The sequence below is a fragment of the Betaproteobacteria bacterium genome, assembly GCA_016720855.1.
Lineage (GTDB): Bacteria > Pseudomonadota > Gammaproteobacteria > Burkholderiales > Usitatibacteraceae > FEB-7.
Genome location: JADKJU010000001.1, coordinates 1,430,889 through 1,451,279, shown reverse-complemented (window position 1 = coordinate 1,451,279; position 20,391 = coordinate 1,430,889). Strand labels below are relative to the sequence as shown.

Here is a 20,391-nt window from a genome sequence, read left to right as displayed (position 1 = left end):
GAAGGTCGGTAAGGCTTCGGCGTTTGCCGGCTGCGCCTGCGCCGCAACGAGGGTTCACCATCCGTGGGCTCCCGATGATGGTGATAGATTGCGCATGCATGAAGCAGCCGGAAAAACAAGAAAGGGGAGTGCATTGAAAACACCGGCCCTACTCCACAACGATCAGCCAACGCGCCGTTCAGCCGGAGGGCAGCGCTGCCGCCGATGGCTGGCGGGCCTGTGTGCGGCCCTGCTGCTGTCAGGCGGCGCGAGCGCGCAGGTCGTGACCGAATTCAGCGCCGGCATCACCGCCGGTGCCCAACCTTATTTGATCACCGCCGGCCCGGACGGCAACCTGTGGTTCACGGAATCCAGCATTGACAGCATCGGGCGCATCACGCCGGCCGGGGTGGTCACCGAATTCAGTGCCGGGATCAGCGCCGGCGCCGGTCCGACCGGGATCACTGCCGGCCCGGATGGCAACCTGTGGTTCACGGAACCCGGCATTGACAGCATCGGGCGCATCACGCCGGCCGGGGTAGTCACCGAATTCAGTGCCGGGATCAGCGCCGGCGCCGGTCCGACCGGGATCACCGCCGGTCCGGATGGCAACCTGTGGTTCACGGAAGCCAACACGGACAGCATCGGGCGCATCACCCCGGCTGGCGTGGTCACCGAATTCAGCGCCGGGATCTCCGCCGGCGCCCTGCCTGTCGGGATCACCGCCGGCCCGGACGGCAACCTGTGGTTCACGGAGTATGGTGGTGGAGCCGACCGCATCGGGCGCATCACTCCGGCCGGGGTGGTCACCGAATTCAGCGCCGGGATCAGCGCCGGCGCCGACCCTTGGGGGATCACCGCCGGCCCGGATGGCAACCTGTGGTTCACGGAAGTCGGTGGCAACCGCATCGGGCGCATCACCCCGGCCGGAGTGGTCACCGAATTCAGCGCCGGGATCACCGCTGGTACCTCGCTTAGCGGCATCACCGCCGGCCCGGATGGCAACCTGTGGTTCACGGAACACATCGGCGATCGCATCGGGCGCATCACCCCGGCCGGGGTGGTCACCGAATTCAGCGCCGGGATCACCGCTTTCGCCTCGCTTGTCGGCATCACCGCCGGCCCGGATGGCAACCTGTGGTTCACGGAACAGATCGGCAACCGCATCGGGCGGATCACCACCGGGGTCGTTGCTGCCCTGACCGGCGTTCCCACCCTGTCGGAATGGGCGACGATCCTGCTCGTCTTTCTGATCGCCGGCTTCGGCGTTCGCCGACTGCGCCTTCGCCGCGGCGCGGTCCCGCTGAGCGCGTCGCCCGCCAGGTAGCGTTTGCCTTCGAGCGGCGCGTCCGCCATCGCCCAGAGTTCGGCATGTTTCTTTCTCGAAACCCCGATCTGCGCGGGGTTCCGCTTCCCGGGGGGGCGCAGGCGCCGTCCGCGCCTCGGTGGTAGGCTTTCCCTGCGATGGCCGAAGCCACTCCCCCGACGGACTGGATCGAGTGCCGCGTGGAGGACGACAGCGACGTCCTCTACCTGGCCGGTGCCTGGCGCCTTGCCAACGTCGCCGCGATCGCAGGGCGGCTGCGCGAGCTGGGGCTGAAGGCAGGAACGCACTGCGTTCTGGACGGCAGCCGGCTCGAGAGCCTCGACACCGCCGCCGGATTCATCCTGTTGAAGCACCTGGCGAATGCAGGCTGCACGCGCTCGATGGTGAGCGGGCGCGGTTTCGACCCGCGCTACGAGCGGCTGCTCGGGCTGGTCCACGAGCGGATGGCGACTCCGCCCTCGGCAGGCAATGCCGTGCGCCTGGGACTCGTGCAGCGTGTCGGCGTGGCTGTGCTCGACGTGGTGCGGATGCTGAAGATGCACGTCGACTTCATCGGTGTGGTGACGCTCGAGCTGGCGAGCCTCGTGCGAAGTCCCGGCCGCTTCAGGAGCAGGGAGACGGTGTCCCAGTTCGAGGCGGTGTGCATCGACGCGGTGCCGATCGTCGCGCTGGTGAACTTCCTCATCGGCGTCGTGATCGCCTATGTGCTGGGCGTCCAGGCGCAACGCTATGGCGCGACCCTGTTCGTCGCCGATGGCATCGCGCTGGGCATCTGCCGGGAGCTGTCGCCGATCCTGAGCTCGGTCCTCGTGGCAGGACGCTCAGGGGCGGCGTTCACGGCCCAGATCGGCACGATGAAGGTGGAAGAGGAGATCGACGCGATCAGCACCCTGGGGCTCTCCCCGATCCAGGTGCTGGTCATCCCGCGGCTCGTGGCGCTCATGGTCGCCGCTCCGCTGCTGGTCTTCGTGGGAGACGTCGCCGGCATCGCGGGCGGCCTGCTGGTGGGCACGTGGCAGCTGGACATCGCGCCCCAGGTCTTCCTGGACCGCGTGCACGCCGCGCTGGAAATGCGGCACTTCATGGTCGGCATCGGCAAGGCGCCGGTGTTTGCAGCCATCGTCGCCACGATCGCCTGCGGCATGGGCCTGCAGGTGAGCCGCGACGCGCGCAGCCTGGGACAGAACACCACCTCCACGGTGGTGCAATGCATCGTGTGGGTCATCATCCTGGACGCGGCCTTCGCCGTCGCCTTCCAGCGCATGGACATCTGAATGGAGCGCGTGCTCAGTGTCGAGTCGATCGTCACCCGGTTCGGGGCGCAGGTCGTGCACGATGGCGTCTCGTTCACCGTGCAGCGCGGCGAGGTCGTGGCGCTGATTGGCGGCAGCGGCAGCGGCAAGTCGGTGCTCCTGCGGGAAATCATCGGGCTGATCCGGCCCACCGGCGGCCGTATCGAGCTGCTCGGCACGGACGTGTGGCAATCCGACCCGCGCGCGGTGGATGAGCTGCGCGGGCACTTTGGCGTGCTCTTCCAGGACGGCGCGCTGTTCTCTTCGCTGACCGTCGCCGAGAACGTCGCGGTTCCCTTCGTCGAGCACACCGCCTTGCCGAAGGACCTCATCGCGCCGCTGGTCGGATTCAAGCTGGCCCTGGTGGGTCTGCCGCCGGATGCGGGAGCGAAATTCCCGGCGCAGCTTTCGGGGGGCATGCGCAAGCGCGCCGCCCTGGCCCGCGCGCTGTCCCTCGAGCCCGACCTGTTATTCCTTGACGAGCCGACCTCGGGCCTCGATCCTGTAGGTGCGCGGGAGTTCTACCGGCTCCTGCGCGCGTTGGCCGACAGCATGGGGCTCACCGTGTTCTTCCTGACGCACGACCTGGACATGCTCATTTCAATCGCCGACCGCGTCATCGCGCTCGCCGGCGGCCGGGTGATCGCCGACGGTTCCGTGAGCGCCGTGCGAAAGAGCGACGAGCCCTGGCTGCGGGAGTACTTCGCGAACCGACCCTGACCATGGAACCGGAAGCCAAGTACACCATCGTCGGAGCCGCAGCCCTCATCCTGGTCGCCCTGCTGGCCGCGGGCGTCATGTGGCTTCGAAGCAGCGGGGAGGGGGCGAACGCGAGCCGGTACAAGATCTACTTCGAGAGGCACTCGCTCGAAGGGCTCGAGCCCCGGAGCTACGTCACGATGCAGGGGATGCGGGTGGGGTCGGTGACCGGCTTCCGCTTCTCGTCGACTCGGAAGGGCGCGGTCGAGGTCTTCATTTCCCTCGACCCCGGGACCCCGGTACGGGAGAGCACGACCGCGACGACGGAACGGCATCTGGTGACGGGGCTTGCCACCGTGCGGCTCGCGAACGCCACGGAGGACAGCCCGCGTCTTGCCGAGGCGCAGGAGGGCGAGTCGTTCCCGGTGATCAAGGAGGGCGGATCGCCCATGCAGGACATGTCCGAGACGATCACGCAGCTGGCGCACCGCGCGGACGACACCATGCGGCGACTCAACGCCACCCTCACCCCGGAGAACATTGCCGCCTTCACCGAGATCCTGGACATCCTGCGCCAGGTCTCCCGCCGCGCCGATGCCATGCTCACGAAGGCCGATGCCACGTTTGTATCCGTGGGCGGTGCCGCGGACGAGCTGCGCACCCTCGCGGGCGCCATCAAGGCCGATGCCAGCACGCTCACGCATCGGTATGCGGCCCTGGGCGCCGACGCATCCGCCTCGGTGACTGAAATTCGCGGCGCCGTGAGCAAGATGAGCGCGGATGTCGATCGTCTTTCGCAACGGGCCGATGTGCTTCTCGCCGGCGGGGGCGAAGACCTGCGCGACACGGCGCGGGCGGTCCGCTCCGCGGCGGACGCCCTCGGCGCCGCCGCAGGCCGTCTGCGAGACCCGCGTCAGGTGATCTACGGGCCGCCCGAGGGCGCCCTCGGCCCCGGGGAGCAATCGCGATGAAGTCCGTCCTGGCGTTCCTGCTGGCAGCTTGCGTGGTGGCCTGCTCCGTGCCCGGTCCGCGCGAGCCGGATCGCTATTTCGTCCTCGATGCGGGAATGGCGGCGGATGCGAAGCCGCGATCGCGCGTTGCCCTGGACGTGGCGCCGACGACGGCGTCGAGCTTCTACGATACGCAGGACATGGTGTACAGCCGGGCGCCCGGCGTGCGTGCCTATTTCCAGTTCAACCGCTGGACCGAGCGGCCGCAACGGAGCATTCATGCGCAGCTTGCGTCGCGCTTCGAGGGCGGCGCTGCGAAAAGCGGGCTTCGCCTGAACACGCATCTCGACGAGATCTATCACGACGTCTCGGAGCAGCCGGGGATGGCGCGCATCACGGTCGCCGCCGAACTCGTGGATACCGCCAACCGGACCGTGCTCGCCCGCCGCACGTTCACCCGTGCCGCGCCCGCCGCCTCCTACGACGCGCCCGGTGCGGTCCGGGGGTTCAACCAGTCGCTTGCCGCACTGATCGGCGATATCGAAGCGTGGGTCGATGCCGAGGCACGATCGAAGTGACCTCGCGGCCATCACCCGCTTGACCCAAGTCAAGGGCGCATCGGGGCGCGGGGCTAGGGTGAAGTTGTGGCGGTATCCCGTAGTACTCCAACGTAACGGGAGGAAAGAAAGCCATGCAAACCGCACTTCAGATCACATTCCGCGACATGACCCCTTCCGAAGCGCTCGAAACGCGCATCCGGGACAAGGTGGCGAAGCTCGAGAAGTTCCATCCCCATATCACCAGCTGCCGCGTGACGGTCGAAGAGTCGCACCGGCACCAGAGCCAGGGAAGGCATTTCGGCGTGAAAGTCGAGGTCCATGTGCCCGGCGGAACGCCGGTGGTGGCCTCGCTGAAGCACGACGAGGACGTGTACGTGGCCCTTCGCGATGCCGTCGGCTCCGCCAGGCGTCGGCTCGAGGAGGACCGGCGCGAAAAGCGCGGCTCCGTGAAGGCCCACGAGACGCCGCGGCACGGCAAGGTGGCGCGCGTGTTCGCGGACGAGGGCTTCGGCTTCATCCAGACCGATGACGGCCGCGAGTTCTACTTCAGCCGCGACAACGTCGTGCATCCGCGTTTCGAGGACCTCGGGTCGGGCGCGGCGGTGCAGTTCATCGAGGAGGCCGCTGCCGAGGGCATCCAGGCCAAGCGGGTGAGCGGCGGCAAGCACCACTTCTAGCCGTGCAAGCGCCCCCCGTTGATGCGGGTCAAGCTCCCGGGGGGGCTCGGGGCGTAGGTTGAAGTGGTCAGGGGGTAACGGCCGTGACTGCAAAGCAAGTCGTCTTCAGGGATGAAGCCCGCGAGAAGATCGTCGCAGGCGTGATGCAGCTGGCAGGCGCCGTGCGTGGCACCCTGGGACCCAAGGCGAGGACGGTCATGCTGGCGCGACCCCATGGCCCGCCCGCGGTTATCAACTCGGGCGTCATCGTCGCCAGGGAGATCGAGTTGCAGGACGCGCTCGAGAACATGGGCGCGCAGTTGGTGCGCGAGGTGGCCAGCAAGACCTCGGACGTTGCCGGTGATGGCACCACCACCGCCATTCTTCTCGCGCAGGGCCTCGTGGTCGAGGGCATGAAGCACGTCGCGGCGGGCATGAACCCGATGGATCTCAAGCGCGGCATCGACCTCGCCGTCGTGGCGGTCGTGGCCGAGCTCAAGCGGCTCGCGAAGCCGTGCGCCACGCGCACCGAGATTGCCCAGGTGGCCACGATCTCCGCGAACAACGATCCGGTGATCGGGGAGATCGTCGCCAGCGCCATGGAGAAGGTCGGCAAGGAAGGCGTCATCACGGTGGAAGACGGCACCGGCCTCGCCACCGAGCTGGAAGTGGTCGAGGGCATGCAGTTCGACCGCGGATATCTCTCGCCCTACTTCATCAACACGGCCGAGAAGATGCGGGTGGTGCTCGAGGACGCACTCATCCTCTCCTGCGATCGCAAGGTCTCCACCATCAACGAGATGCTTCCGGTGCTGGAACTCGTGGCCAAGGCTGCAAAGCCGCTCCTCATCGTGGCCGAAGACGTCGAGGGCGAGGCCCTCGCCACCCTGGTGGTGAACACGCTGCGCGGCGTGCTCAAGTGCTGCGCGGTGAAGGCGCCCGGTTTCGGCGACCGCCGCAAGGCGATGCTCGAGGACCTCGTGATCCTCACCGGCGGGCATGTCATCTCCGGCGAGGCGGGGCTCAAGCTCGAGAACGCGGGCCTCGCAGACCTCGGGCACGCACGCCGCATCGAGATCGACAAGGACGTCACCACGATCATCGGCGGCGGCGGCGATCCGGCGAAGGTGAAGGCCCGCGTGGCCGAGATCAGGGTGCAGGTGGAGGACGCCAGGAGCGACTACGACAAGGAGAAGCTGCAGGAGCGCGCGGCCAAGCTCGCGGGCGGTGTCGCGGTCGTGAAGGTCGGAGCGGCGACCGAAATGGAAATGAAGGAGCGCAAGGCCCGCGTGGAGGACGCGCTGCATGCCACGCGCGCAGCCGTCGAGGAGGGCGTGCTGCCCGGGGGCGGTGTGGCCCTGCTGCGGGCAAGAGCCAAGCTCGGTGAAGTGCATGGCGGCAATGCCGACCAGCAAAGCGGCGTGGCCATCGTGCTACGCGCGCTCGAGGAGCCGTTGCGGCAGATCGTGGCCAACGCGGGCGGCGAGCCCTCCGTGGTGCTTGACCGTGTGCTGGCCGGGGAGCACAACTTCGGATTCAACGCGCTCACCGACCAGTACGGCGACATGGTCGGGATGGGGGTGCTCGATCCGTGCAAGGTCACGCGGTCGGCACTGCAGAACGCAGCCTCGATCGCCGGACTCATCCTGACTACCGACGTGATGGTCGCCGAAATCGCGCGGCCCGGATCCGTGAATTCGCCCCCGATGGAGGGAATGTGAACCGCAACAGCAGGCAACCCGAGCTTCACCGTCCGCAAGCCGTCCCCGGCTCCGCCGCCGAACTGGAGGGCGTGCGTGTCATCGAGCGCCCCGACGGGTTCTGGGTGCAGCGCGCCGCGGGCGACCGGGAGTCCGGCCCCTACGCCAGCCTCGTCGAAGCCATCGATGACCATCGCGCTGCGGACGTGGGAGAGCTCGAACCGGGCAACACGCTGGCCGAGGTCGAGTCCGAGCTGGGCGTCTCGGACTGGATCGACCCCGAGACTTCCGAACCGGCCGAAGACAGCGTGCCGCACATCGAGGAACACTAGGAGAGCGCGCGTGCCCGATGGCAGCGAACCGAAGAAGACCGCCGGCTTCATCGAGCAGTTGCAGCGGCCCGCCTGCTACCCGCATCCCGTGGGCCAGGTGGAGTTGCTCGAGACGCACATCTCCTGGGTTCTGCTGGCCGGCGACCTGGCGTACAAGATCAAGAAGCCCGTGAGCCTGGGCTTCGTCGATTTCTCCACCCTCGATTCCCGCCGCTACTATTGCGAGGAGGAACTTCGGCTCAACCGCCGCACCGCACCGGATCTCTACCTGGGAGTGGTGCCGATCACGGGGACTCCCGCGCTGCCCGTCATGGGCGGCACGGGCCAGGCCTTCGAATACGCCGTGAAGATGCGCCGCTTCCCGCAGGAAGCGCTGCTCGACCGCGTGGCGAAGGCGGGCGCGCTGACCCCGCGGCAGATCGACAGCTTCGCGCGATCGGTGGTCGCCTTCCATGGCTGCGTCGCCCGCGCCGGCGGCGAGGGGGCGTTCGGCGCGCCCGCGCAGATCCTGGCCGATGCCGTGGACAACTTCGCGCAGCTCGAGCTCCAGGACGATCAGGACGGCACGCGCAAGCTGCGGCAGGCGCTGTGCTCCTGGACGCTTCGCGAGTTCAACCTCCTCGAGCCGGTGCTCGCCCGTCGCAAGCACGGAGGCTTCGTGCGCGAGTGCCATGGCGACCTGCACCTGGGCAACGTGGCGCTCTTCAAGGGCGAGCCCGTGGCCTTCGACGCCATCGAGTTCAACGAGACCTTCCGCTGGATCGACGTGATGAACGACGTGGCTTTCCCCGTGATGGACCTCTTCCACTACGGGGTGCCGCGGCTTGCCCACCGCTTCATGGACGCGTACCTCGAGGCGACGGGCGACTTCGGTGGCCTGCGGCCGCTTCGGTTCTACCTCGCCTATCGCGCCATGGTGCGGGCCAAGGTGTCGTGCATCCGCGCGCACCAGGCGGGCATCGATGCGGCCGACCGCGATCGCTCGGCGCGAGCCTACCGTGACTACCTGGGCCTTGCACAGGAGTTCACCGCCCGCGGCCGTCCTGCGCTCATCGTGATGCACGGTCTTTCCGGCTCCGGCAAGACGACCGTGTCGCAGGCACTGGTTGAATTGCTGGGTGCCGTTCGGCTTCGCTCCGACGTCGAGCGCAAGCGCCTGGCGGGGCTCGAGGCCGGCGCCCGGACGAACTCCGCGCCCGGCGGCGGTCTCTACACGCCGGAAACCGACCGCCTGACCTATGCGAGGCTCGCCGCGCTGGCGGGCGAGGTCCTGGACGCGGGTTATCCGGCGATCGTCGATGCAGCCTTCCTCAAGAGCGCGTGGCGGGAGATGTTCCGCGAGTTCGCGCGCGAGCGTGGCGCACCTTTCGTGCTGGTTGCATGCGCGGCCCCGGAGGAGGCGCTTCGCGCGCGCATCGGGAAGCGAACCCGCGCAGGGACGGACGCATCGGAAGCCGGCATCGCCGTACTCGAACGCCAACTCGCCACGCTGGAGGCGTTATCTCCTGATGAACTCGATACCGCCGTGATCGTCGATACCATGGCGCCGGGAGGCGCGCCCGAGGACGTGGCGAGGAGCCTTGCCGCGCGCCTCGGCATTGCCTGCTGAGAGCGCGCCGGGCTGCAGTCAGTCGATCCGGTCGAACTCCGCGGCGAAGTCGGCGAAATCCTCGAGCCAGACGAACAAGGCGCCCTCGCGCTGCATCCAGGCCTGGGCGTCGTCACCCTCGCCGGGCTTCAGGTCCGCCGCGCGAATGGCGTCGGCGAGCACGAAGGTTTCGTAGCCCAATGCCCGAGCGCCGAGCACCGAATGCAGCACGCCATGGTCAGTGGCGAGCCCGCCCACGAACAGGCGCTTCGCGCCCAGCCTCTTCAGCCTGCGCGCCAGGTCGGTTCCGTCGAACGCGGAGCGGGATTCGCGTTCCGGGTGCGTTGATTTGGACACCAGCCAGTATCCGTCGGGGAGCTTCAGTCCGGGCACGAAGGCGGCGCCCTCGCTCATCGCGACTCCGTGCGCGGACCACGGACCCCCCTGGTCGATGAAGGACTTGTGATTCGCGGGGCGCCAGTCGCGCGTGGCGATGACGCGCAGCCCTTTGCGCGAAAACGCGCCGATGTAGCGATTGAGCGGGGCGATCACGGCGGCGCCTTCGGGCACCGCGAGGCTCCCGATGACGAAGTCGTTCTGGACGTCAACGACGACCAGCACGTCGCCTTTGCCGAGGATCAGCGAGGACATTCAGGCCCTTGGGGGACAGGGTCGAAGGCGAGCGCAGTCAACTTGCCGACCCCCACGTTCACGACCTGGCCGTCACGGGCTCGAGGTAGCGCGCGAACCATTCGGCCGCGTGGGAGGCGGCCACTTCCAGCGTGCCCGGCTCTTCGAAGAGGTGCGTGGCGCCGGGGACGATGAACAGCGCCTTGGGGCAGTGCAGGTGCGCATAGGCAGCCTCGTTCATGGCAAGCACTTGCGTATCGGCGCCGCCCACGACAAGGAGCGTGGGCGCCTTTACGCGCTCCAGCGAGACGATGCCGGCGAGATCCGGCCTGCCACCGCGCGAAACCACGGCTGCCACTTTCGATGGCACTACAGCCGCGAGCTGCAGCGCCGCCGCGGCCCCCGTGCTGGCCCCGAAGATCCCCACCGGCAGGCCTTGCGTGGCGGGCTCGGCTGCGAGCCACTGCACTGCGTCGTGCAGCCTCTCGACGAGGAGCGGGATGTCGAAGCGGCGCTCGCGGTCGTGGTCTTCCTCGGGCGTGAGCAGGTCGATGAGGAGTGTCGCGAGCCCCTCGTGCCGAAGCTGCGCGGCGACGAAGTTGTTGCGCGGGCTAAGGCGGCTGGATCCGCTGCCGTGGGCAAAGAGCACCACGCCGTGCGCGCCGGGCGGCACCGAGAGCATGCCTTCCAGCGTTACGGAGCCGGAGGCAATGCGCCCCAATCGTTCACTGGAGGCTTTCATGGATCTTCCTTCCAGCCAGGACGGCCACGACCTGGCTGTCTTCCACCTGTCCGAAGGTGCGATAGAACTGGCCAACCGCATGAAAGCCCGGGGGAGCCTCGAGGCACACGACCTCATCGGCGTGGGCGCGAACGTTCTCGAGGCTGCCGGGCGAAGCCACCGGCACTGCGCACACCAGGCGCGCGGGGTGGCGCGCACGCACCGAATGCAGGGCCGCGATCATGGTTGCGCCCGTGGCGAGCCCGTCGTCCACGACGATCACGATGCGCCCCTCCGGATCGATGGGGGATCGCGCCGGCGTGTAGAGCTCCCGCCGCGCGCGCATGGTGGCGAGCTGCGTGGCCGTCTCGTCGGCGAGGAAGGACGAGGAAGCGCCCACGTCGGCGGCGTAGTCGGCGACATAGGTCCACCCGGCTTCGTCCACCGCGCCCACGGCAAACTCCGGGTTGCCGGGCGCGCCGAGCTTCCTCACCAGCACGACATCGAGCTGGCCGCCCAGTTCGTCGGCCACCACTTGCGCCATGGGAACGGCGCCGCGCGGAATCGCCAGCACCAGCGGGTGCTTGCCGCGGTACCTGGCCAGGGCCAGCGCGAGTTTTCTTGCGGCGTCGATGCGATCCTCGAAGACCATGAATCCATCGTGGTCCCGCGAACCCCGCTCTGATTGACCCGTGTCAACGGAGGGCCAAAGAGCGGGCGCGCGATACGCGTTCCATCGTCGGCGTTCCGTGTTCGTGCGACCTGAAGGATGCCGCGTCCCTCACGCATAAGCGCCACGCCGGCCGAGAATCGCATCGCGGGATTCCTCTCCTCCGGGAGAGGGTCCGGGGGGGAGGACGGGAGTTATCCCCCCCTTATCCACAGGAAATGCACCGAATCCACTAGATGTCCGGGCTGCTTCCCGGGGCAGGCCCCAGATATAGTGTTTTCTGCTTGACGGCCGGCCGGCGAATGAGGCAATCTCTCGGCACGGTTCAGGCGCCTTTCCCCGGTGGGTGAAGCAAGGGGATTGGCTGGATAACGCAGCAAGATCAATGGGTTGAGGTAGAGATCCTGCCAGCGGCCCCATCCGGCCTGCAGCTTGGGTCTCAACCGGCGGCCAAGAGGAGGTGTGCCATGGCAATACATGAACACATGACCCTTCTGGAAGACCTGAAGCGTGCCGCCTGGTCGCGGACCTCACCGGTCGGAGGTCACGCCAATGCCTGGGAATTCCGCAAGGATCGCCTGGGCAACATGGTTCGCTACGCCGACTTCGGCAACCGCAAGTCGCCATTCGGGTGGGAGCTGGACCACATCGAACCGAAGGCGATCGGCGGCTCCAGCGATCCCGAGAACCTCCAGGCGCTGCACTGGCGCGCCACCGCGGCACGAAGCAGCAACGTGCCCGCCGCATTGGTTGCAAGCCCCGCCACGCCGAGGCTTGCGGCCTGAAGTGTTGTAGCTGAAGTGATCGCCACCCACCGCCCCCGGGGCCTACTCCCCCCGGGGCGCGGCTCGGGGGGTTCACGGCACAAATAAAAAGTGGCGCCCACGCGCCAGCGAACAGGGGAGCAGGACCGCAATGCTCAGTTTCGAAGACGACATGCCCGCCCTCACGCCGACGCTCGGCCTGCAGATGGTGAGGCCCACCCCCCAGCCGGCCGCCGCGCCGGCCCCGGTCAAGGAAATGGGAGTCAACGGCCTCTTCACGCGCGTGAAGGCCGAGGACAAGCGCGTCATCAACGCCAAGACGGACGTGAACCAGCTCGTGCCCTTCAAGTACAAGTGGGCGTGGGAGAAGTACATCGCCGGCTGCGCAAACCACTGGATGCCGCAGGAAGTGAACATGAACCGCGACATCGCCCTGTGGAAGAACCCGAACGGGCTCACGGACGACGAGCGGCTGATCGTGAAGCGCAATCTCGGCTTCTTCGTGACGGCCGATTCGCTCGCTGCCAACAACATCGTGCTGGGCACCTACCGCCACATCACGGCGCCGGAGTGCCGCCAGTACCTGCTGCGCCAGGCGTTCGAGGAGGCGATCCACACGCACGCCTACCAGTACATCGCGGAGTCGCTCGGCCTGGACGAGGGCGAGATCTTCGCAGCCTACAAGGAAGTGAAGTGCATCCGGGACAAGGACGACTTCCTCATCCCGTTCATCGAGACGCTCACCAACCCCGAGTTCAAGACCGGCACGGAGGAGAGCGACCGGGCGCTGCTCAAGAGCCTCATCGTCTTCGCCTGCATCATGGAGGGGCTGTTCTTCTACGTGGGCTTCGTGCAGATCCTCTCGCTGGGCCGGCAGAACAAGATGACGGGGGCGGCGGAGCAGTACCAGTACATCCTTCGGGATGAATCGATGCACTGCAACTTCGGCATCGACCTCATCAACACGATCAAGATGGAGAACCCCAATTTGTGGACGCAGGAGTTCCGTCGCGAGCTGACGGACCTGTTCCACAAGGCGGTGGAGCTGGAGTACGCCTATGCGGAGGACACGATGCCTCGGGGCGTTCTCGGCCTGAATGCTTCCATGTTCAAGGAGTACCTGCGGTTCATCGCGAACCGGCGGGCTCAGCAGATCGGGCTGGATCAGATGTTCCCGGGGGCTACCAACCCGTTCCCGTGGATGAGCGAACTCATCGATCTCAAGAAGGAGAAGAACTTCTTCGAGACGCGGGTGATCGAGTATCAGACGGGGGGGGCGCTAAGTTGGGATTAGAATAAACTTCTGAATTTAGTTCCCGTTTAGGGGTGGTCAACGTATCACCCCTTTTTTATTTCTCGAGAGAAACATGGCTTACCCAGGCGTTCACCCCGATGCAAATGGGAATCTCGCGCGCTTTCCAAGCGCAGAACTTCTTGTGGCTCAGGGTCTGGCCAAGATTTGGTATGTATCCTCCGCGAAGATTCAGTCTCGGGCTGACAGTAATTTTTACGCTCTTATCCTTGAGCCAACCGACGAGTTAAAGAGGCGATTCAACTTTACAGGTGACTTGGCATGCGTGCTATGTCCGTACGAACGATTTGATCAACGGACAATTGAGGTTGCCCAGACAATTCTCAGTCAAAAATCAGTGCGTGTGGACCAAAATCATGTGGTAATTGTGGCCCGTGACAATGAAGTGTTTAGGAAAGTTACTGAACAAAACAGAGCTCACTCGGCGCGCCAGATCCTAGTCGCATTTACATATGAGGAGCTGCTTGGCGAAAAGGAACAAGTCGTCCAACGCACGGTGGGGCGACTTTCAGAACTATTGTATGTTCGCCCGGTATTTGCGTATGACTCCCCACTTCGTCACGATGAAGACTTGTTTGGACGAGAGAGCGATATTCAGCTTCTTCACGGCAAATACTCCAACGGAGAAAATGGGTGCCTTTTTGGATTGCGACGCGTCGGAAAAACATCCGTACTTCTGGCACTCGAAAGGCGGGTCGAAAAAAATGGTGGTCTCGTCGCCTATCTCGACTGCAGCTCACCTTCCGCACATCTTGGTCGATGGAATCTGCTTCTCTATCAGATTAAGAAGGAGCTGTGTAAGAAGGCTGGGTTAAGCAGCAGCAAATTATCGTCGGAGGGTGTCTACGGCTCGCCCCAAAGGGCCGCCGCGGCATTTGAGGAAGATCTCTTAGCACTTTTCAATTCCAAGGGTAAGAAAAGAGTGCTTATCATTCTCGATGAAGTTGAGAGCATTTCTTTCGAACTTTCGCCGTCTGCACACTGGGCAGATGGAGGAGACTATTTGCTGTTTTGGCAAGCTCTCCGCTCGATCTACCAACGAAATGCGGAGCTGCTCTCAATCGTAGTTGCTGGTGTCAATCCGAGAATTGTCGAACAGGCGCAAGTAGGGACAGGCAAGGACAACCCGATATTCGGGTCGATCACACCGAACTATTTGTCGCTATTCGATGGCGACAGAGTCGCTGAAATGGTGAATGGAATCGGAAAACACATTGGACTAGCATTTGATGTCGAGGTGACTGGTGCGCTCGCACATGATTTTGGTGGGCATCCCTTTGTAATTCGTCAAGCATGTCACCAAATCCATCTATTGCTCCAAGAGGAAGGGTGTCAAAGGCCTTATAAGGTTCAGCGCTTCTTTTATGAACGGCACCACACGAGGATTTTGGCGAGTGTCACAACTTACTTGAAGAGTGTGATTGATGTACTTAAGAGCAAGTACAAAGAGGAATATGAACTACTTTGCCAACTTGCTGCTGGAAACGAGGTTACGTTTCGGGATTTCGCCCTTCAGTCCCGCCAGTGGACTGAACATCTTAAGGGCTATGGACTGGTGGTGGAGGATGGAGGTCATTACTACTTCAAGATTGCGTCGATTGCAGATCTTTTGAGCGAATCAGAATCCATTCAAAATACGGGCACACCCCTCACGGTGCGCTGGGAACAGATTTCCTCCCGTAGAAATAGCTTTGAGTCTTGGCTCAAAGGCCTGGCAATGACTATGTTAAAAGCGCGCCATGGCCAGAAAGCAAGTGACGTGGTCATTCCGGAGCTGCAGAAGGCGTCACAGAAAGAGAAGTTTGAAAAGCTTGGATTCGATAAAGCATGGAAAGTTGAATTGTACTTTCTGGACTTGATGCGAATAGTGTTGGCAAATTGGGATGATTTCCAGTCTGTGTTTAAAGGTGACAAGGTACGGTTTCAGCAATGCATGGGGACGGTGAACTCGTACCGAGCCGATGCTCATGCGAAGGAAATCAATGATGAAGAGTTTGCCGCGGTGTCTGCAGCATTGCTCTGGTTAGAAAACCGCCATAAGGAGTTCATTGGGGAGTAGTGGTCACGTATCGCAATGCCAGACTAGAGCCTGTCCGGAATTTTGTGTGTGAGGCATAACATGGCGAGCCAAAGGAGCCGTTATGCCGAAAAGGACGAAGAAGGAGTTGCCGGCGACGCCGGCTATTGCGGTCAGTCCCGAGTTGCTTGATCAGTTGGTGACCGGGCCGATGAACCCGCAGGAGTTCGAGTCGCTGTTCCGGGGCCTGAAGAAGGCGATTGTCGAGCGGGCGCTGGGCGCGGAGCTGACCCATCACCTGGGCTACCCGAAGGGTGAGACGCCGCCGGCTGAGCAGGCCAATTACCGCAACGGGAGCACGCCCAAGACGGTGCTGACCGACGACGGTCCGCTGGGCCTGGCTATTCCTCGTGACCGCAATGGGTCGTTCGAGCCGCAGCTCATCGCCAAGGGCGAGCGGCGCTTCGCTGGATTCGACGACAAGATCATCGCGATGTACGCGCGCGGCATGACGGTGCGCGAGATCCAGGGCTATCTGAACGAGATGTACGCGGTGGAGGTCTCGCCGGACTTCATCAGCCAGGTGACCGAGGCGGTGATGGCCGAGGTGCTCGAGTGGCAGAGCCGGCCGCTCGAGCGGCTCTACGCGGTGGTGTTCTTCGATGCGCTGCGGGTGAAGATCCGCGACGAAGGGGTGGTTCGCAACAAGGCGATCTACCTGGCGCTCGGGGTGCTGCCCGACGGCACGCGCGACGTGCTGGGGCTCTGGATCGAGCAAACCGAGGGGGCGAAGTTCTGGATGAAGGTCGTGAACGACCTCAAGAGCCGCGGCGTGGAGGACATCCTGATCGCCGTGGTCGACGGGCTGAAGGGCTTCCCGGAGGCCATTGGCGCGGTCTTCCCGGCCACCACGATCCAGACCTGCATCGTGCACCTGATCCGCAATTCGCTCGCCTATGCGAGCTGGAAGGACCGCAAGGCCGTGGCAGCGGCCTTGAAGGCGGTCTACCAGGCCCCGAGCGAGGCGGCAGCCAGGGCGGCACTGGACGATTTCGCGGCGGGTCCCTGGGGCGAGAAGTATCCGCCCATCGCCCCGCTCTGGCGCCGGGTCTGGGAGCAGGTGATTCCGTTCTTCGCCTTCCCGCCCGACGTTCGCCGCGTGATCTACACCACCAATGCGATCGAGAGCCTGCACATGCGGCTGCGCAAGATCATCAAGACGCGCGGGCATTTCCCATCGGACGAAGCGGCGCTGAAGCTCCTGTGGCTGGCGCTGCGGAACATCACCGCCGATTGGGGTCGCGCTGCAAAGGAATGGAAAGCGGCGATGAATCAATTCGCGATCCTGTACGCTGACCGCTTCACCGCAAGAGCTGCGTGAGATGAATACGGTGCCGCCGCGCGAATTCGCCATGCGTGCCGGCGCCCCAATCGCCTCACACACAGAAAATCGGACACGTCGTTTGTTTGTGGCAACAATCTTTGTCGCAGTCTGCTATGGCTGAGTACCGACCTAACTGTTCCATTGAGGGAACGTCCTCCAGCAGGCCTCGCCCGCCTCCGGCCGTCCCTCATGTCAAACGTAATGACCTCAATGTCGCGATGCCCGGCGCGGTGCCGACGATACGGGGTGAGCGAAGTCGAATGTCCCATCGTCGTTGCGTAAGAAAGGGAGGCGCAGAATGAATCTCGACAACGACGAGAAGAATGCGGCCGTCTGTAAGTTGCATCTAGACTTGTGGCTGCATCAAAACACTTTGATGTGGAGCAGATTACAGACACTTGGAATCGTGCAAGCCGGATTCTTGGCGCTGGCGTATTCACTATCGAAAGAATCACATCTCATGGGATATGCACTTTGGGCGTGCCTCCTTTGTGTCTTTACAACCTTTGGGTTAGGCATTGTTATGTGGACGGATCGCCAGCTTCGCAATATTCACCGCATATCCATTGAGTCATTTGGTCTCGACTTGTATCCGGCATCAACGACGAAGATTCCGTTCGAGCGCGATAGAGGTAGCTCCGTCTTTGAGCCCTGTTTTCATTTTTCCATTTTTGCCATTTTTATATCGATCGACCTGAAAGCTGCCGCTGTACTCGGATTGTCCGAGCCATGGATTACAGGTTTTTCAGTGGTGCTTTTTCTGGGGTACGTTGTCGCGCTTGCGCACTTCTATCGGCTGGAGAGGAGACTTCGAACGCAGGACGCTAGACGAGGTGCCTAATCCCCGGCGGCCACCCAAATTCCCCCACCTGTGGCCACCCCAAATTCCCCCACCTTGATCGGGCGTAATCGCGCCTGAGGAAGGCCCCCAACGACGGGACGTTACCCTCGGCCCTCACCAACGTGAGGGGAGAAGGAGTGAACGTCTTGAAATCGCATTTACGCATTGCCGTAGAGACGCTGCTTGCGGGCGGTGTGGGCCAGCGCGAGATCGCTCGCCATACCGGGGTGGACCGCAAGACCATTCGGCGTCTGGCGGCGGCCATCGCAAAATCCCCCGGGGTGGGGTGGCCACCGGCTCGGAGGGCCAAACTCCCCCACCCCGGCCACCGGCTTTGGCCGGCCGCGCCGGGGGGGGGGGGGGGGGGGGGGGGGGGGGGGTGGGGGGGGGGGGGGGGGGGGGGGGGGGGGGGGGGGGGGGGGGGGGGGGGGGGGGGGGGGGGGGGGGGGGGGGGGGGGGGGGGGGGGGGGGGGGGGGGGGGGGGGGGGGGGGGGGGGGGGGGGGGGGGGGGGGGGGGGGGGGGGGAGGGGGGGGGGGGGGGGGGGGGGGGGGGGGGGGGGGGGGGGGGGGGGGGGGGGGGGGGGGGGGGGGGGGGGGGGGGGGGGGGGGGGGGGGGGGGGGGGGGGGGGGGGGGGGGGGGGGGGGGGGGGGGGGGGGGGGGGGTTGGGGGGGGGGGGGGGGGGGGGGGGGGGGGGGGGGGGGGGGGGGGGGGGGGGGGGGGGGGGGGGGGGGGGGGGGGGGGGGGGGGGGGGGGGGGGGTGGGGGGGGGTGGGGGGGGGGGGGGGGGGGGGGGGGGCTGTGACGACAACCTCGGCCTGCAAGCCGCACCGGGTATGGATCGAGGCGCAGGTCGGGTTCGGTCGCAACGCGGTGGCGATCTACCCGGCACATGTTTTTGTGTTCAATATTCTGAGCATACGGTGCTTGACGGCACGATGCGACCCGCTCACAATATTGAGCATTACGCCTCCTACCGCTCAATATTATGGGCAAGGTCATCGCCGTCCCACAGCCCGTCCAAACGCGCACAAGCGAGTTGGGTCACCGCGTGCGCCGCGCGCGCCTGCGCCGCAGGATCGCCTCAGCAGAGCTCGCCGCTAAGGCCGGCATCAGCCGGAATACGCTGACCGCTCTCGAAGCCGGCAAGCCCGGCGTGACGCTCGCAACGTTCGCCACGGTGCTCTGGGCGCTGGGACTCGACGGAACCCTGGATTCGGTCGCGAATCCGGACCTCGATACCCACGGCAAGACGCTTGAGAGTTCACGCGCGCCCAAACGTGCCCGGAAGAAGGAGACCGGCAAGGATCGCTATGACTTCTGAAAGAAAGTGCTACGTCCACGTGCAGTTCCCGGGCACGCTTCAGACCGTGCCTGCGGCGCTGCTCGCCATCGAGAAACTCCCCGACGGCACCTACGTCGGCCGCTTCCGTTACGGCGATCGCTACCTGGAGCGCGCGAACACCGTGGCGCTCGACCCGTTCGAACTGCCGCTGGACAACCGGCTGCGCGAATTCACGACCTTCAAGGGCGTGCCCGGCGCCGTGCGCGACGCGTCGCCCGATTACTGGGGCCGCAAGGTCATTGAGCACCGCCTCCAACGCGCGGGTGGCGACTTGGAAGAGATCGACTACATGGTCCATGGGCCCGCCGACGGCGGCGGATACCTGAGCTTCAGCAGCGAACTGCCGCTCAAGCCTACTGCGCGCAAGTTCAATCGCCCGCACCAGCTAGCCGAGTTGATCCAGGCGGCAGAGGACATCGAGGAAGGCAAGGCCGTGCCCGAGTACCTGCTCGAGAAGATCGAGCCCGGCACCTCCATGGGCGGCATGCGGCCCAAGGCTACGATCGAGGACGGCGAGCGCCTCTGGATCGGGAAATTTCCCTCGAAGGAAGACCCGTTCAGCCTGCAGCGCGTGGAATGCGCAACGCTCGAACTTGCGCGCCGCGCAGGGATCGACGCTGCGCGCGCCAAGATCCAGGTGGTCGGGCCTCACGACGTGCTCATGATCGAGCGCTTCGATCGCGAATACTCGTCCAAGGGCTACTTCCGTCATGGGCTGGTGAGCGCCATGACCATGGTCGGCGCCGATGAGAGCATTTCGAGCCGGCCGAGGTGGTCGTACCTGCTGCTGGCCGACCAGCTGCGACGGTGGTCGACGAAGCCCGACGCCGATCGCGTGGAGCTCTTCCGGCGGATGGTCTTCAACGCTGCGGTCACCAACGACGACGATCACCCGCGAAACCACGCGGCGCTGCGCGCTCCCAAAGGCTGGCAGCTCTCGCCCGCCTACGACATCGTCCCGGCGCGCCGCTTGAGCCTTGAGCACCGCGATCTCGCCCTCACCGTGGGCGACCACGGCCGCACGGCGAGCATCTTCAACCTGGTCTCACAGTGCGTCCGCTTCGGCTTGAGCCCGGAGGAGGCCCGGAACGTGATCGACGCCGTCGTCGTCGTCGTGAAAACCTGGCGCGAGGTTTTCGAGGAGGAGGGAGTGACGGCGAAGGACATCGAGTACATCGCGCCGGCGTTCCTGCCCATGTGCTTCTTCCAGAACGAGCCGCCGCAGTCGATCCAGGTCTAGGCGCTCGGTCGCTCAACGACGCGGCAGCCAGTCGCTAAGCGACAGGTCCGCTTCAGGTCGGCAGCGTATCGGCCAGAATGGGGTGATCGTCGCCGGCATCATGGCGAAATAGCTCCCAGGAGACGGCAATGACCGCCCCGGACCAGAGTTCATGGCCCTTCGCGACCGCTGCGTGCAGCGGCTGAAGGCAGTGCTCAAGACGCAGAAGGGCTTCGCGATCACCTACGCAGCCACCGGCCACGGTGCCTGGGACGCGAACATCGCGAACCTCTTCTCCCCTGGCGACAAGGAGCTGGGCTGCACGACCAACTCGAGTCGACAGCGCGCTGGATGAATCAGAGCCTCCCGAACACTCAATGTAGACTGAATACCTGAACAAAACCGAGG

At 65.1% G+C, this 20,391-nt stretch carries 20 protein-coding genes; 17 read left to right on the top strand and 3 right to left on the bottom strand.

The genetic code is table 11. The features are described from left to right. Window positions 1-94 precede the first annotated feature (94 nt). The 9 genes from IPP91_06470 (at window position 95) to IPP91_06430 (ending at window position 9,104) form a co-directional block, all read left to right on the top strand. A complete protein-coding gene (locus IPP91_06470) occupies window positions 95-1,306 on the top strand; it encodes an IPTL-CTERM sorting domain-containing protein (protein MBL0141708.1) in 1,212 nt (403 codons plus the stop codon). A 137-nt stretch (window positions 1,307-1,443) separates the two neighbouring features. Further along, window positions 1,444-2,580 carry an ABC transporter permease gene (locus IPP91_06465; protein MBL0141707.1) on the top strand — a complete coding sequence of 379 codons (1,137 nt, stop codon included), beginning with the start codon at window positions 1,444-1,446 and terminating at the stop codon, window positions 2,578-2,580. Then, window positions 2,581-3,318, top strand: a complete 738-nt coding sequence (locus IPP91_06460; GenBank protein MBL0141706.1) for an ATP-binding cassette domain-containing protein — start codon at window positions 2,581-2,583, stop codon at window positions 3,316-3,318. A 2-nt stretch (window positions 3,319-3,320) separates the two neighbouring features. Continuing rightward, the gene (locus tag IPP91_06455) at window positions 3,321-4,268 is read left to right on the top strand and encodes an MCE family protein (GenBank protein ID MBL0141705.1); all 948 of its coding nucleotides are present in this window, start codon (window positions 3,321-3,323) and stop codon (window positions 4,266-4,268) included. Then, the gene (locus IPP91_06450; protein ID MBL0141704.1) at window positions 4,265-4,825 is read left to right on the top strand and encodes a membrane integrity-associated transporter subunit PqiC; all 561 of its coding nucleotides are present in this window, start codon (window positions 4,265-4,267) and stop codon (window positions 4,823-4,825) included. The genes IPP91_06455 and IPP91_06450 overlap by 4 nt, the downstream gene beginning before the upstream one ends. Window positions 4,826-4,938: 113 nt before the next feature. Beyond that, window positions 4,939-5,484 carry a ribosome-associated translation inhibitor RaiA gene (gene raiA / locus IPP91_06445; protein MBL0141703.1) on the top strand — a complete coding sequence of 182 codons (546 nt, stop codon included), beginning with the start codon at window positions 4,939-4,941 and terminating at the stop codon, window positions 5,482-5,484. An 83-nt stretch (window positions 5,485-5,567) separates the two neighbouring features. Beyond that, window positions 5,568-7,184 carry a chaperonin GroEL gene (gene groL, locus IPP91_06440; GenBank protein MBL0141702.1) on the top strand — a complete coding sequence of 539 codons (1,617 nt, stop codon included), beginning with the start codon at window positions 5,568-5,570 and terminating at the stop codon, window positions 7,182-7,184. A 62-nt stretch (window positions 7,185-7,246) separates the two neighbouring features. After that, window positions 7,247-7,495, top strand: a complete 249-nt coding sequence (locus tag IPP91_06435) for a hypothetical protein (protein ID MBL0141701.1) — start codon at window positions 7,247-7,249, stop codon at window positions 7,493-7,495. A 49-nt stretch (window positions 7,496-7,544) separates the two neighbouring features. Beyond that, the gene (locus IPP91_06430) at window positions 7,545-9,104 is read left to right on the top strand and encodes an AAA family ATPase (GenBank protein ID MBL0141700.1); all 1,560 of its coding nucleotides are present in this window, start codon (window positions 7,545-7,547) and stop codon (window positions 9,102-9,104) included. Between the two features lie 18 nt (window positions 9,105-9,122). On the opposite strand, the gene IPP91_06425 is transcribed toward IPP91_06430, so the two are convergent. The 3 genes from IPP91_06425 to IPP91_06415 are packed head-to-tail and all read right to left on the bottom strand — an operon-like array spanning window position 9,123 to window position 11,086. Further along, window positions 9,123-9,734, bottom strand: coding sequence for an isochorismatase family protein (locus IPP91_06425; protein MBL0141699.1), 612 nt, complete (start codon window positions 9,732-9,734; stop codon window positions 9,123-9,125). Window positions 9,735-9,792: 58 nt separating this feature from the next. Continuing rightward, the gene (locus IPP91_06420) at window positions 9,793-10,455 is read right to left on the bottom strand and encodes a dienelactone hydrolase family protein (protein MBL0141698.1); all 663 of its coding nucleotides are present in this window, start codon (window positions 10,453-10,455) and stop codon (window positions 9,793-9,795) included. Continuing rightward, complete coding sequence (locus tag IPP91_06415) at window positions 10,439-11,086, bottom strand: phosphoribosyltransferase (GenBank protein MBL0141697.1); 648 nt, start codon at window positions 11,084-11,086, stop codon at window positions 10,439-10,441. Before IPP91_06415 ends, IPP91_06420 begins: the two co-directional genes overlap by 17 nt. A gap of 485 nt (window positions 11,087-11,571) precedes the next feature. Here IPP91_06415 and IPP91_06410 point away from each other — a divergent pair, with 485 nt between their 5' ends. The 8 genes from IPP91_06410 to IPP91_06375 all read left to right on the top strand — a co-directional run bounded on the left by IPP91_06410 (window position 11,572) and on the right by IPP91_06375 (window position 20,338). Continuing rightward, window positions 11,572-11,889 (top strand): HNH endonuclease, encoded by a 318-nt coding sequence (locus tag IPP91_06410; protein MBL0141696.1) that lies wholly within the window; start codon window positions 11,572-11,574, stop codon window positions 11,887-11,889. Between the two features lie 130 nt (window positions 11,890-12,019). Next, window positions 12,020-13,162: a ribonucleotide-diphosphate reductase subunit beta gene (locus IPP91_06405; protein ID MBL0141695.1), complete on the top strand. Its 1,143-nt coding sequence runs from the start codon at window positions 12,020-12,022 to the stop codon at window positions 13,160-13,162. 73 nt (window positions 13,163-13,235) lie between these two features. Then, window positions 13,236-15,239 (top strand): ATP-binding protein, encoded by a 2,004-nt coding sequence (locus IPP91_06400; protein ID MBL0141694.1) that lies wholly within the window; start codon window positions 13,236-13,238, stop codon window positions 15,237-15,239. 82 nt (window positions 15,240-15,321) lie between these two features. Beyond that, complete coding sequence (locus IPP91_06395) at window positions 15,322-16,578, top strand: IS256 family transposase (GenBank protein ID MBL0141693.1); 1,257 nt, start codon at window positions 15,322-15,324, stop codon at window positions 16,576-16,578. Between the two features lie 301 nt (window positions 16,579-16,879). After that, window positions 16,880-17,422 (top strand): hypothetical protein, encoded by a 543-nt coding sequence (locus IPP91_06390; protein MBL0141692.1) that lies wholly within the window; start codon window positions 16,880-16,882, stop codon window positions 17,420-17,422. Between the two features lie 985 nt (window positions 17,423-18,407). Beyond that, on the top strand, window positions 18,408-18,743 hold the full coding sequence (locus IPP91_06385; protein MBL0141691.1) for a helix-turn-helix domain-containing protein: 336 nt from the start codon (window positions 18,408-18,410) through the stop codon (window positions 18,741-18,743). Beyond that, window positions 18,733-20,004 carry a HipA domain-containing protein gene (locus IPP91_06380; GenBank protein MBL0141690.1) on the top strand — a complete coding sequence of 424 codons (1,272 nt, stop codon included), beginning with the start codon at window positions 18,733-18,735 and terminating at the stop codon, window positions 20,002-20,004. Before IPP91_06385 ends, IPP91_06380 begins: the two co-directional genes overlap by 11 nt. Window positions 20,005-20,155: 151 nt before the next feature. Next, the gene (locus IPP91_06375; GenBank protein MBL0141689.1) at window positions 20,156-20,338 is read left to right on the top strand and encodes a hypothetical protein; all 183 of its coding nucleotides are present in this window, start codon (window positions 20,156-20,158) and stop codon (window positions 20,336-20,338) included. Window positions 20,339-20,391 lie beyond the last annotated feature (53 nt).